The organism is Pseudovibrio sp. WM33 (assembly GCF_001623165.1).
Taxonomy (GTDB): domain Bacteria; phylum Pseudomonadota; class Alphaproteobacteria; order Rhizobiales; family Stappiaceae; genus Pseudovibrio.
Genome location: NZ_LMCK01000084.1, coordinates 126960 through 139468 on the forward strand (window position 1 = coordinate 126960; position 12509 = coordinate 139468).

Genomic DNA, 12509 nt, shown 5'->3' on the forward strand with positions numbered 1-12509 from the left:
TTCAACTTAAATGCGAACTGCTTTAGGTCACCTCAACACACCCTCCTGATTTGTGAGAGCGGCGAGCGGCATCGACGACTTTTGCGACTTCGAGACCATCTTTGAAGGTTGGCCAATTTGTGGCTCCAGTTGCGATAGCCTCCAGAAAATCACGAGCCTCGATGATCAGCTGATCCTGATAGCCGGTGCCGTGACCGGGGCCGAGGCAGAAGGCTGCATAATCCGGATGGTGAGGATTGGTGAGGATCTTTCTGAAACCGGATTGCTCTGGTTCATCCTCTATTTTGTAAAGCCAGAGGGCGTTTTGGTCTTCCTGATCAAACCGCAGTGCACCTTTGGTGCCGGTGATCTCATAGATAATGCCCATCTTCTTGCCCAGTGCGATACGGCTGAAGAGGAGGTGACCTGTTGCTCCGCTTTCAAAAGTGCACATAAACTGAGCCACATCATCATTGGTGACTTGCTCGACGATGTTTGGCGCGCATTCTGACGGGCGTGTTTTGAAAACGGTCTTAATCTGTGCACTGACTTTCCTGATTGAGCCAACCAGAACATGGGCGCAGTTGATCATGTGAGGGGCGAGGTCTCCCATAGTGCCGTTGGAGTCTCCGCTGGCGCGCCATGTGGCAGGGGCACTGGGATTTGCGAAAAAATCTTCGGTATGTTCTCCGCGAAAGAAAGTGATGTCTCCGATTACACCTTCTTTGATGAGCTGATGGGCCAGTTGTGTTGCGGGTGTGCGGATGTAGTTGAAACCCACCAGATTGACTTGCCCCGAGGTTTGCGCTGCCTGTGCCATCGCGGTTGCGTCTGCAAGGCTCGCGCCCAATGGTTTTTCACAGAGCACGGGCTTTCCCAGTTTGAAAGCTTCCAGGGCGATCTTTCGATGGGTGGTTTGTGGGCTGGCAATGACTATAGCTTCAACTCGCGGGTCGTTGACCAATATGCTCCAGTCACTGGTGGATCTGGCAAAGCCAAACTGCTCGGCTTTCTCCTGAGCACCGGTTTCTGTGGTGGTGCAGATCATCTCAAGTCGGGCACGGAGTTTGGTGTTGAACACTGCGGCTGCCGCGTTGAGTGCGACGGCGTGCAGTTTTCCCATATACCCTGCACCGATCAGGCCAATGCCAATTTCCATAGGGCGTCCTTTTATAGATGAGGGAGGGTATGCCCGCGGGGTTTAAAAACTAATCAGGGAAACCGATAAGAATTGGAAATGTTCTGTTGCTTGATCCCTTCAAAGGGACTAGGGAGAGGCGCAGACTCCAAGAAAAGTTGACTGGATATCATCTCATTTTGAGTGCGCGTCCCCAGCTGGGTTCAGATTGGTTCTGCGGGTGCGTGTAAAGAAGTTGACGAACAGAGGCGATTGCTTTTGGTGGGTTTGGGGTTAGAGCGTGGTGAAAACGTGTCTCTTGAATGAGTTACCCCTAATATCTCAGTAATTCTAATGACTTAGAGATGTTTCACAGGGTTAATTTTCGCTGTGAATCATCATCGCTCTGCCTAGCCACGACCATATCTCCGCCTTATTACACTACGATAAACTTCAGGTGATCGGGCGTTATGGAGACTTGTCTGGTCTGGGGTCTAAGCTCTGCTAGAACTTATAGTTGCGCAGTGTATGCGAACACTGCACTTTGTTGTATTTGAAACCTTGGGGGCGTCTCGTTGCTTAATCAACGAAGTAGTTTTCTTTCCAATATCGCTGTATTAGGCGTCATTTGCTCCAGTGTTGGACTTGGGGCTTTTGCTTCTTCTTCAGTGGCTGCTGCAAGCGAAAGCTCTCAATCTCAGGTGCCATTCACCTTTGGCGCACTCGTGGCAAAGATGAAGGCACAGGCGCAAGACACCTATCTTGAACCAACCAGCGAATTGCCGGAAGCGCTGGCGGCCTTGAAGTACGATGGCTATCGGAAAATTGGCTATAAACGTGACCGCAGCAAGTGGAAGGACACTGAGAACTTTCGGGTTCATGCGTTCCATCCGGGCTGGTTGTTTAAAAATCCTCTGAAAATTCACGAGGTAAGCGAGGGCGCTGCTCAACCATTCGTGTTTGAAGCTGCTGACTTTGACTATCAGGATGCGGAGCTGACCGCATCGCTGAGCGATGTTTCTTTTCCCGGTGTTGCCGGATTCCGCTTGCTAAATCCACTCAATGTGGAAGGACGGATGGATGAGCTTGTGGCGTTCCTGGGCGCCAGCTACTTCCGTGCTTTGGGCGCGGGCAATGTTTATGGCTTGTCCGCACGTGCGCTTGCCATTGATACAGCCAGCGGTAAGCCGGAGGAGTTTCCAAACTTCACTGCGTTTTATCTTGGCAAGCCAGTAGATGGCTCTGACAAGGTGACGGTTTGGGCTGAACTTGATAGCCCGAGTGTGACCGGAGCCTATCAGTTTGTCTTTAAGCCAGGCCAACAAACAGAAGTTGATGTGACTGCACATCTGTTTTTCCGCAATGATGTGGAGCGGCTTGGCATTGCACCACTGACTTCCATGTATCTTTACGGTGAGAATGACCGTGTCGGGTTTGATGATTTCAGACCAGAAGTGCATGACAGTGATGGGCTGAAGCTGCGCTTTGCCAATGGCAAGACCGCGTGGCGGCCACTTTCCAACCCGGATAATCTGCAGCTTTCCTTTATTGGTGCCAGAAGCCCAGCTGGATTTGGCCTGATGCAGCGTGACAAAGATCTTGAGAATTATCAGGACCTTGAAGCTCGCTATGACAAGCGTCCAAGCCTTTGGATTGAGCCTCTTGGTGATTGGGGGTCTGGAGCTGTCATGCTTGCAGAAATTCCAACAGATCAGGAAATCAACGACAATGTTGTTGCCTTTTGGTCTCCGAATGAAGCGGTGAAAGCGGGTGATGAACTCTCATTCCACTACAAGATGTATTGGGGTGATGAAGTTGGTCGTACTGAGCAGATGCTGATGCCTGTGGTCCAGACCCGTTCTGGCAAAGCCGGGCATTCGGCTTCTGAAGAGAGCTCGCTGACCCGTAAGTTTGTGGTGGACTTTGATGCTGAGTTGTTTGCTGAGAGCGGATTGGATGGGGAGCAGCTTGTACGCGCAAAACCATTTATTGAAAACGCTGCTTTAAACGGCACAGTAAACTTTGCTGACGTTCGCTACATTGAAGAGCTGGGTGTTTATCGTGTGTTTCTGGATGTTTCCCGCGATGACATTGAAGTCCCGGTTGAGTTGCGCCTTCAGCTGACTGATGGCGAAAAAGCAGTTTCCGAAGAATGGCTTTACCAGTGGGGGTGGAGCTCATGAGGCCTATGACATCTAATCTATTTTCGACAAATGTTGACTTGAGCAGCGGTCCAGTTGCACCGCTTGCCATGCCAGTGCAGGATCTTTCTGCAGATGATAGCTGGCTTGTTCTTATCTGGCGTCGCATGCGGTTTGGGCGCAGCTACTCTGCGCTTCCTTCCAAACGGACGCGCTTGCAAAAAGCCATCTCTACCTTTTCGGAGCGGTAATCCATGGATAAGCCGTTTCGCGACGGGGTAGGGCACCGCCGGGCTGCGGCTTTTGTTTTCTGTCTGGCGTTGTCCCTCAGCTTTACAGGGCTGTTTTATGCAGCTTTGAGTGCTGACTATCTTAATATCTATGAGGTTGTTCGGATTGTGCTGCTGTTTGTCAGCACCCTCTGGCTTTCCTGGGGTGGAGCGACCGTTCTGCTGGGTTTGCTTTATGGTCGCTCTGTTCAACCTCTTAAGGCTGATCCGCGATCTTTGCCTGCTGCTGGCACCGCAATCCTCATGCCGATCTACCACGAAGATGCGCTGGTCGTTGCGGCTCGTCTTGCTGCAATGATGGATGATCTGCGTGCCAACAATGCAATACACTTGTTTCACTGGCATGTGCTTTCTGACAGCCGTGATGAAGAGATTGCGGCAGTGGAAGAGCAAGTGGTGCGCCAGTTGGTTGCCCGCTATCCGGAACAGAAGATCTTTTATCGTCGCCGGACCGACAACCATGGCCGCAAAGCAGGCAATGTTGCCGAGTTTGTGCAGCGATGTGGTGGTGCCTATCGTTATATGGTGGTGCTGGATGCTGACAGTCTAATGCGTGCCGATACTCTGGTGCACATGGTTGGACGCATGGAAGCTGAGCCCAACCTTGGGCTGTTGCAAACCGTGCCGATGCTTGTTGGTCTGAAAAGCTATTTTGGCCGCAGTATCATGTTTGCTTCTGGCATGTTTGGCCGGTCCTTTGCTTTTGGCCTTGCAGCGATGCAGGGTGAATGCGGGCCATTTTGGGGGCACAATGCGATTATTCGTACACGTGCATTTGCCTCCAGCTGTGGCTTGCCGGAACTGGATGACACCGCAGCATTTGGCGGGCACATTTTGAGCCATGACAGTGTTGAATCTGTGCTGTTGGCGCGTGCTGGCTGGCAGGTTGAGTGTGACCCACGGATCACCGGGTCTTATGAGGCTGCGCCTGAGAATATTTTAGGGTATGCCGCGCGTGACCGACGTTGGTGTCAGGGCAACTTGCAGCATTCCCGTGTGGTTGGGGCTCGTGCTCTGAAGCCTTGGGGGCGGTTCTCTCTGATACTTGGCATAATGTCTTATCTGAGCTCTCCGGTTTGGGCTGCATTTCTTCTGGCAAGTTTGTTTGCGCCTTTGGATCTTCCTGTGCTGCAGGCTTACACCTTCCAGAACCACCTTCCGGTTCTTGGTCACATTCCTATGAGTGCGGCTTATGAGGGGGCAGCTTTGCTCTTTGGTGTGGTTGCCTTGCTGGTGCTGCCGAAAACACTCGTTGTTTTGAAAGAAGTATTTCTAGGCGTAGAGAACACCTCCCGCAAAGGCATACTGGGTGGGGTTGTGGAGTTGATCAGTTCTGCAGTGTTCGCGCCGGTTCTGATGGTATTCCAATGCCGCTCCGTTTTTGAGGTTTTAATGGGCCGAGACAGTGGCTGGACCAATGCGCACCGCGATGCGGGTCGCTTGCCTTTGCTGGACTGCCTCAAATCTGTCTGGTGGGTGAGTGTGATTGGTGCTTTGGCCATGGGGCTGAGCTGGATTGGCGAAGCTTCGCTCTGGCTTTGGGTGATGCCGGTTGCTCTGCCGATGTTGCTTGCGCCGTTCATCATCTGGGCAAGCTCTTACAATGTGGGCAGCCGGGCCGCGGAACGATTGGGTTTTGTGCTTTCTTCTGATCAGGAGGGAGCCGCGCAACTGCTCGCTCATGTGGAAAAATACTCCGCAGATCTTAGGGTATAACTGCCGAATTTGTGCTTTGAGGGCCACATCCACCAGCTGAACTGCTGGGATGTGGCCCTTCTTATATCTGCCGGTGTCTCTTCGACTTAAGCTTTCGGTCCAAGCCTCTGATGGGGATGCAGTGATGCCGGAAGAGACAGTTTCAACCCGATTTTGGTGGCGTCCCGCAGGCGTCTTTGTTCTGATTGCAGGATACTTGCTTCTGCATCTGGTTTTGCGCGGTTATTTCTCTCCCACACTCAGCACGGATGACATGTTTGAGAACGTGTTTGTGCAAGAGCTGAAGCTTGGTTACCAGGTGCGGCAGCCTCCGCTTTATGAGTGGATGCTTTATGGGGTTCAGAAGATCTTCGGGCCGACGATATGGAGCTTTCTGGTTCTCAAGTACGCACTGGTGTTGTGTTTTGCGCTGTTCCTTTACGCTGTTGCCCGGCAGGCGATTGCCAATGCAAAACTGGCTGCGCTTGCCGTGTTTTCTTACGTGGCGCTCTACCAGATTGGCTTTAACCTGCATGAGGGCGTGACACATACTGCTGTGCTGATGGCGGCGTCTGCAGCAACGGTTTATTGCTTCCTCTGGCTTTTGAGGGAGAAAACGGTGACCGCGGCAGTGTGTTTGGGGCTCGCAGTTGGGTTCGGGATGCTTTCCAAACATTCCTACGTGCTGGTGCCCGCTGCTATTTTTCTGGCTGCGCTCAGCGATGGACATTGGCGCAGGCAAGTGCGGCTTCCAATGTTGGTCGTTGCCGCTGTGATCGCGGCTGCGGTGTACTCGCCCTATCTTTACTGGGTTATGACTGGCGAACAGGCCCTTGTCGGTTCTGCGTTGACTGTGATGCGCGAGGGAGAGCAGGGGGGCGGACTTGCCCGCGTTGTGACGGGTGAGTTGCGGTTGCTGGTGAGTGTGCTCGGGTTCTCCGTGCCGTTCTTGCCGCTGGTGTTGCTGCTGTTTTTCTCCGCTCTGTTTCGCGGCGAAAAAGCGGAGGTTCCAGATCCTGACGTGCCGCAGGTTGGCAGGCTGCTCCAACGAGCACTGGTTGTTTCTCTGGTGCTGGCGTTTGTGGGCGTGTTGGTCAGCGGGGCACAATACATCAAGGAACGGCATATGCATCCGGTGCTACTCTTGCTGCCTATCGTGATGTTCACTCTCATTTCCCAGCGGCGCTATTCACCGAGATCGGTTAAGATCTACAGCAGCGCGCTGGCCCTGCTGGTTCTTGTGGTGCTGGGCATCCGCATCTCCGGCTTTCTTGCCCCGGACAAAAGGATGTGCGGTGGTTACTGCCGGCATATGAAGCCCTATGAGGACCTGGGCAAGCAGCTCAAGGCTCAGTTCCCTGAGGCAGAACAAGCGACGATCGTTTCACTGGATGAATACACTGGCGGAAATCTGCGGGTTACTCTGCCCAATGCCCGACACATCATCCAAAGCTTCCAACCCAGCACTCAGCAACGGCAAAACTGCTTTGTTGTCTGGGACATGGGAGATAACGGCGCGCAACGCGGTCTGCAGGCAGCGTTTACCAGCGGTGGTTTTGGACCCGGCAAAGCACCTGTTCGCGAAGATACTTTACGTTCAAATCAGATAGATGTGAGTTGGCCTCATTTGTGGAAGAAGGATAACTTCCGTAAAACAACATTCGGCGTCGCGAAGATTGATCGCGATTCTGAAATTTGCCGCTAACTCATATTGGGTGTTTTGATGCTGAAGAGATGTGTTGCCAAAGACGAAGACATTGAGGCTGTAGTGCAGAGGATGAACGGAGGAGCTTCTTCCCAGCGTGTTCATCTGGAAAACGGGGAGACCGACACATATAAGCCAGCGTTTCACGCGATCCAGCAATGCCCTAATACCGATATTTATGTGGGTGAGACAGATACGGGCGAGGCGGTCGCAACTTTTCAGCTGAATTACGTGAAGGGTCTTGCCTTCAACGGCAAACCGCGTGGTCAAATTGAGAGTATGCACACTCGTGCTGATATGCGCGGCCAGGGAATTGGGCAGGAAATGCTTGCCCACGCGGTCAAGTTGGCACGTGATAAAGGCTGCTGTATGGTGCCGTTGACCTCAAACAAAGAACGCAGTGGCGCCCATCGCTTTTATACCAGCAACGGATTTGTGCCGACGCATGAAGGCTTCAAGCTTATTTTCTAAGTGTTAACTGGCATGAAACCCGGACGTTTCTCGCTGCAGGATTTTGGAAATACTTGCATCCCCGAACCGGGGGGATGAAACTTTCCTTTATTCTCTCATTTCAAGTGTTTTCTTACAGGTGACCAAATGGCTGTATCGCAGACCAAACCCATTGAGCTTTATTATTGGCCAACACCGAATGGTTGGAAGATTTCCATCATGCTTGAGGAACTTGATGTTCCCTACGACTTGAAGCTGGTGAACATTGGGCGTGGTGAGCAGTTTGAGCCAGATTTTCTCAAAATAGCGCCAAACAATCGTATGCCTGCGATTGTTGATCCTGAAGGGCCGGGCGGTGAGCCGATTTCGATTTTTGAGTCAGGTGCTATCATGCAATATCTGGGGCGGAAGTTTGAGCGGTTTTATCCATCAGAAGAACGTACTCGTGTTGAAACGGAAGAATGGTTGATGTGGCAAATGGGTGGGTTTGGTCCCATGCTTGGGCAGAACCATCATTTCCGCGTCTATGCACCCGAAAAAATTGAGTATGCGATGACCCGTTATTTCAACGAGACACATCGGCTGTATGGTGTGCTTAATAAACGGCTTGCTGATCGGGCTTATGTTGCAGCCGGGGAATATACGATCGCAGATATGGCAATATTTGGTTGGTCTCATCGCTGGGAACGGCAGGGAATGGATTTGGAAGAGTTTCCGCATGTAAAGGCTTGGCGCGAACGTTTGTTGGCTCGCTCTGCAGTTGTCAGAGGGTTAAATGTGGGTGACACAGAAGCTGAAACCTCAAACATTGCAGAGGACAAGCAGGCACAATCAGTGCTGTTTAATCAACGTGGATCATAGCCTAGTGACATAGCAGTCTCTTCCAGAGCTGTTCGACGTATATGCCTTGAGGGTATCTGCAGAGGAGACTTCCGCCTTCGATCCCTTTTTAGGCTATTTATTCTTCACGTCACCGGCACTTTAAGTTGATTTGAACCGGAGGTCTCTCAAACCTAGGCTCACGCAGAATGATAAATTGAAATCACTTGCGAATGGACCTTGGAACTATGCGGGCTCATAAATTTTTCCTGACCTCTCTTATTCTGGCTGTTTGGGCGTTTGCCTCGCCTGTCTCAGCCGCTTCTTTTGAAGACCCTAAGTACAGTCTTGAAGTGAAAGACGAGGCGGGTACTAAAACACTGCGCGATGCTTTCACCAAAGGACCTGCTATTTTGCATTTCTGGGCAACATGGTGCCCGAACTGCCGTGTTGAACTGCCAGCAATGGAACGGTTTGAAGATGAGTTAAAGGCGCAAGGTCTGGATGGTCAATTTGTTGTCGTAGCATTGGAAGATGTTCCTTATGGCCGTATCCAGAGTTTCCTTCAAGATCGTTTGGAACTGGAGCGCTTCACCAGCTATCAAGCCGTTGATATGCAAGCGATTGGAACCGCATTTCAGGTTGCGGCGATGCCTTACACGCTCTTTATCGATGAAAACGGGGATGTGCTTGGTGGAATTCCGGGATCTCTTGAATGGGATGCCCCACAGATCAAAGAGACCTTTATTGGTCACCTTCAAGGCAAAGGTACGATTGCTTCTGGTAACTGAGTCTGATTTTCGGGTTTCTGCACTTTAGGATTTGGAACCCAGGGAAAGTTGATTGATTATCCTTTGACACATGAGAGCCCTCTTGTCGGATTACTCAAATCCGGGCAAGTTTGGGCTCTTTTTCATACGAGTTGAAAGAGCTTCCATGGTGATGTCGATTGCAGGGAAAATCTGACCCAGTGGAGTTTCGAATTTGACCATCTGGATGATCCCTTCAAAAGCCATCATAAAATAATCCACCAGATGGTCTATGTCCTCTGGTGCTTGCAGATCATTTTCAAACTTTACCAAGCGCCACCGGATCTCAGCTGCCCATTGGAGACGCAATGCGAGGTACTCTTGACCCAGCTCCGGGTCAAGCCGCCCAATCTCGCCAATGGTGGACCAGTAGAGGCTACCTTCGGTACGGTTCTGTTCCTCGCATAGCTCTGCAAAATCAGTCAGCATCAGGTACATGCAGGAATAAATATCAGCGTACATTGCGGAGCTTGAGCTAACTTGCTGGCTAAATCGCATGAAGTACCATCGCATATCCGGGGCGATGAGATCCCGTTCTCCCTCAAATCTTTGGCGCAATAAGTCAGGAGCAATCTTTGCTGCTTCAGCGACTGTATTGATGCTTGCAGCTTGCCGACCTTTTTCCAAAAGAAGCTGGAAAGCTATTTTGAACACCTCTTCCAACCTGTGAGGCGGAATTAAGTCGTCGGGATTTTTGTTGCTGATCATAAAACCACAGACTCATCCTTAGCACTTCAACCTTAGCAAATTGCAGTAATTGTTGTGCGTCTTCCTGAGCGTCTTCGAGTTCAATTTAGCCTTCGAAGCGAGTATCCAGAGTGCCTGAGCTGTCGTCGATAGCATAAAGCTGAAAATGATCCAGAAAAGAATGCAACGAGATATGTTTCAATTTGTTGGGGTTGTCCTATAGGCAGCTCTTTAAGATATTTTACAGCAAGGGGGCAAGCTGCAAGATTGATTTTATTATTTGAGTTTAGGGCGTTGCCAGATCACATTTTCACAAAAATTCAGGACGATCTTTTTGCAACCTGTCATTTTTAGAAGGCCACTGGGCAACAGGTGAATATTGATTGCAATTTCGTATCCACGCCGAGGATCATAGCCTTCTGCGTGCCATTTATTTTCTCCAGCTGCCTTTATATTCCAGAGTACCTTTAATCCAAGGACTTTGCGCTCCTGTTTGGTTGTATCGTGATTTCGGAGGTCCAGAATATCTTGCTGACGTTTCCCGTCGGGTGGTTTGAAGGACTGAAGCTGCCCACACATGGTCGAACCACATTGTGAGATGCTGATAATTGCACCTTTAGTTGTTTGCCACAAACCTTGCAGGTCAGAGGCCTTGGCTACTGTTACCAATGAAGTTGAGAGAAAAATAAAGCCAAAGATGAAACCAGAACGGATCATTCCAACCTGCTTGCTTGGTCACCTGCTCAATCTCAGGAGCAGGTGACTAGCTATCACAACAGGCCAGCTTGGGCTTGTTACCTCTTGGCTTAAGGTAAATTTACTTTGTACGGGTCCAGGTGTCGCCTTTACAGAAGATCAGCACGCAGCCTTCAAGTTTCAACTTGTTGCTGGAGACCAGCTCCATTTTGCCGGAGTATGTTTTGCCATCTTCTGCGTTGTAGACCTTGCCATTCCAACTGTTTGTTCCGCTAGGCTTCATGCCAAGAATAGTTCTTGAGCCAATTAAGGAGCGGTCACGCAGCTTTGGATCCGGGTTCTCTGTATCCTTACGTGGTTTTTTTAACCAAACAATGTTGCCGCACAGATTGCCCCCGCACTTGGAGATTTTAATCTTAGCGGTTCCGTTTGCCCGCAGCCAGGTGCCGGTTGCATCAGCCGCAAGCGCTGATGTTGCCATGCCAATTGAAAGTATCGCTGCCAGAGATGACTTCAAAAAGGGTGCTTTCATGGTTCCTCCCAAAACACTGAAGCTTGCTAATAATGGCTTTACCTTATCGTAAAGTTTGGAATGTGCAAGGCAATCAATCAGAGGACTAGACAAGCTCTCTTTGATTTCGATTCGCACAACCCATCAATTCAATCAGTGCGATATCCCTTGGTTTACAGCGTGTCAGAACTGCGTAATTTTTGATTTTAAAGCTGCTTTTTTCGTTTCAATCATGGTTTTTAACCGCCTTTTTAGAGTGTCAAAATCTAATAGTCCGCGACGTCAAATAGATTTCGGGGAGGCGTTGGCTTCCTCTTAACTCATGAAAAATTACGAGCAAATCCACACGAGTTCACTGTGTTTTAGGAGAGAGATTTAATGACTGTGTTGCAGTTTGATGGCGTAATTCATCGGCATGTGAAGCAAAACATATGCGAAGTAGAGTCTCTGTTACGGCGTGGTCTGGATGCGGCATCGGGAAAGGCCGGCGCTTGCGATCTGATCGAAGCACATAAGTGGTTTAACCTTGCTGCTATGCGAGGCAGTACACAGGCAGTGCGGTATAGACGTGAGGTATCTCAGGAAATGTCCAATATGGAGATTGCTGAGGCGCAACGCGCAGCTAGAGACTGGCTTTCTGTACATTGATACGAATTCTACAGTTTGTCGTGGTCGACATGAGACAAGCTTATGACCTGCGGTTTTGGGAAACCTCTCCCAAGATCGGGCCGGGGACACTCGCTTGATGGAGCGCTGTTTCTCAAGACAGCGTGCTGTCTTTCCCACCTGCTTGGGTAAGAGCCCGCTGCCTTGCATTGGTTTTACAATGTTGGTTGCAGTGCGGGGGTGCTAGGGATGTTCATTGTTTAATTATCAAAGAACTCGGGTTTTACCGATAGCCGGGTATCTGGCGTTGGTTTGGATATTGAGGCCTGATTTGATCGCGGTCTATTCCTGTAATGTTCTCCTTGAGAGTTTGTTAGTTGTGATTTGGTTGCCGGGATTAGGCTGATATTTGGTGTTGGCTTGATTTGAAGGCTTGAGGTGTTTTGAGTTTGGCCGTTTGGTTTGGGTGCTGCTGCTGTTTGTGCTTGCTGTATTTTGGGGCAGGGGTGTTTACGATGAAGTTCCGAAAGTGGCGCGAACGTGCTTCTGGGTCTGGATGAGCTGAGCAGAAGCGAGCGTTTCTTGTGCTGGCGCACGTTGAGTTTGATGAGAAGCTGTTTTTCTGCTGACTTGATTTAGGATGTTGGTTCTGGGATTTGGCCGATGCCGATGCCGGAGCTGTTGTTCGGACGGGGGGATATGTTTTTTGGGTGCGGGAATAAATGTTGGCAGATGGGGAGTAAGTCTGCAGCGGAGCCTTGATCTTGGTTGCTTCTTGAGACTGACCTGATGCAAGGTCAGTTCTGGCCTTTTCCTACTGTTTGGTCCTCCTGTTTGACATAGCAACGTAAGATTGGTGACTTGAACGCAAAAGAGCGCAAAGCGTCGCAAATGGGCTTTGATGTGTTTGCAGGCTGCTGCAGGTTGTCTTTTGTTGTTGTGCTTGGCGTGTGGTTTTGTTTTTTCGGCTCTCGGCTCTCGGCTCTCGGCTCTCGGCTCTCGGC

13 protein-coding genes are annotated in these 12509 nt (G+C 50.4%); 8 read left to right on the forward strand and 5 right to left on the reverse strand.

All coding sequences use genetic code 11. From position 1 onward, the window contains the following. Positions 1 to 22: 22 nt before the first annotated feature. Positions 23 to 1138 carry a Gfo/Idh/MocA family protein gene (locus PsWM33_RS14385; RefSeq protein WP_063300674.1) on the reverse strand — a complete coding sequence of 372 codons (1116 nt, stop codon included), beginning with the start codon at positions 1136 to 1138 and terminating at the stop codon, positions 23 to 25. Between the two features lie 533 nt (positions 1139 to 1671). Between PsWM33_RS14385 and PsWM33_RS14390 the strand changes: the two genes are divergently transcribed. The 7 genes from PsWM33_RS14390 to PsWM33_RS14420 all read left to right on the forward strand — a co-directional run bounded on the left by PsWM33_RS14390 (position 1672) and on the right by PsWM33_RS14420 (position 8987). Beyond that, positions 1672 to 3279, forward strand: a complete 1608-nt coding sequence (locus tag PsWM33_RS14390; RefSeq protein ID WP_063300675.1) for a glucan biosynthesis protein — start codon at positions 1672 to 1674, stop codon at positions 3277 to 3279. A gap of 5 nt (positions 3280 to 3284) precedes the next feature. Beyond that, positions 3285 to 3488, forward strand: coding sequence for a hypothetical protein (locus tag PsWM33_RS14395; protein ID WP_063297864.1), 204 nt, complete (start codon positions 3285 to 3287; stop codon positions 3486 to 3488). 3 nt (positions 3489 to 3491) lie between these two features. Then, positions 3492 to 5243, forward strand: a complete 1752-nt coding sequence (mdoH, locus tag PsWM33_RS14400; RefSeq protein ID WP_063300676.1) for a glucans biosynthesis glucosyltransferase MdoH — start codon at positions 3492 to 3494, stop codon at positions 5241 to 5243. A gap of 124 nt (positions 5244 to 5367) precedes the next feature. Beyond that, complete coding sequence (locus tag PsWM33_RS14405; RefSeq protein WP_063300690.1) at positions 5368 to 6927, forward strand: glycosyltransferase family 39 protein; 1560 nt, start codon at positions 5368 to 5370, stop codon at positions 6925 to 6927. An 18-nt stretch (positions 6928 to 6945) separates the two neighbouring features. After that, on the forward strand, positions 6946 to 7398 hold the full coding sequence (locus PsWM33_RS14410) for a GNAT family N-acetyltransferase (RefSeq protein WP_063300677.1): 453 nt from the start codon (positions 6946 to 6948) through the stop codon (positions 7396 to 7398). A gap of 126 nt (positions 7399 to 7524) precedes the next feature. Further along, on the forward strand, positions 7525 to 8238 hold the full coding sequence (locus PsWM33_RS14415; RefSeq protein ID WP_063300678.1) for a glutathione S-transferase N-terminal domain-containing protein: 714 nt from the start codon (positions 7525 to 7527) through the stop codon (positions 8236 to 8238). Between the two features lie 206 nt (positions 8239 to 8444). Beyond that, entirely contained in the window at positions 8445 to 8987 is a 543-nt protein-coding gene (locus PsWM33_RS14420; RefSeq protein ID WP_208992012.1) for a TlpA family protein disulfide reductase, read from the forward strand. 90 nt (positions 8988 to 9077) lie between these two features. Here PsWM33_RS14420 and PsWM33_RS14425 read toward each other — a convergent pair whose 3' ends face one another. From PsWM33_RS14425 to PsWM33_RS14435, 3 genes are all read right to left on the reverse strand, one after another. Then, on the reverse strand, positions 9078 to 9713 hold the full coding sequence (locus PsWM33_RS14425) for a TetR/AcrR family transcriptional regulator (protein ID WP_063300679.1): 636 nt from the start codon (positions 9711 to 9713) through the stop codon (positions 9078 to 9080). Positions 9714 to 9968: 255 nt separating this feature from the next. Then, complete coding sequence (locus PsWM33_RS14430; protein ID WP_063297845.1) at positions 9969 to 10409, reverse strand: DUF2147 domain-containing protein; 441 nt, start codon at positions 10407 to 10409, stop codon at positions 9969 to 9971. Positions 10410 to 10509: 100 nt separating this feature from the next. Further along, positions 10510 to 10920, reverse strand: coding sequence for a DUF2147 domain-containing protein (locus tag PsWM33_RS14435; RefSeq protein WP_063297844.1), 411 nt, complete (start codon positions 10918 to 10920; stop codon positions 10510 to 10512). Positions 10921 to 11277: 357 nt separating this feature from the next. On the opposite strand from PsWM33_RS14435, the gene PsWM33_RS14440 reads away from it, so the two are divergent. Beyond that, complete coding sequence (locus tag PsWM33_RS14440; RefSeq protein WP_063297843.1) at positions 11278 to 11547, forward strand: hypothetical protein; 270 nt, start codon at positions 11278 to 11280, stop codon at positions 11545 to 11547. A 468-nt stretch (positions 11548 to 12015) separates the two neighbouring features. On the opposite strand, the gene PsWM33_RS27705 is transcribed toward PsWM33_RS14440, so the two are convergent. Then, positions 12016 to 12509, reverse strand: a 494-nt coding sequence (locus tag PsWM33_RS27705) for a hypothetical protein (protein ID WP_206599006.1), incomplete at its 5' end; no start/stop codon positions are given.